Here is a 433-nt window from a genome sequence, read left to right as displayed (position 1 = left end):
AGTTCGAAGAATGGTGCTGGACGCGCGATCTTGAGCCTATGCCGGCTATGCCGGAAGCAGTGGCAACGTATCTGGCCTCGCTGGCGCAGGCGGGGAGGGCGGACAGTACCATCGGGCGGCACCTTGCGGCCATCGCCTGGCACCACAGGCAGGCAGGACAGGTTGCGCCCCAGCACCGCGATCCGCGCGATGTCATTGGCGACACACTTGCTGGAATCCGCCGCGAGCAGCGCGCGCGGCCGACGCGTAAGAAGAGCGCAATACTGGCAGCTGATCTGGCGCGGATGATTGCAGCTGCTGAAGGCCAAAGTCCGCGGGCTATCCGCGACCGGGCCGTCATGGCACTTGGGCTGGCGGCGGCGCTGCGGCGTTCCGAATTGGTCGCGCTACAGCTGGCTGACCTCGAACTGGTGCGCGAGGGGCTCAAGCTGAC

General features: G+C 66.5%; 1 pseudogene. It reads left to right on the top strand.

Annotated elements, in window-relative coordinates:
- Positions 1–59 precede the first annotated feature (59 nt).
- Positions 60–433 (top strand): annotated as a pseudogene (locus tag AX708_RS00490) (integrase); the annotation flags it as partial.

Origin of the sequence: Erythrobacter sp. CCH5-A1, from assembly GCF_001557115.1 — a bacterium.
Taxonomy (GTDB): Bacteria; Pseudomonadota; Alphaproteobacteria; order Sphingomonadales; family Sphingomonadaceae; genus Erythrobacter.
Note: the sequence above shows the minus strand (reverse complement) of the source record. Positions and strands in the feature narration are given on the sequence as shown.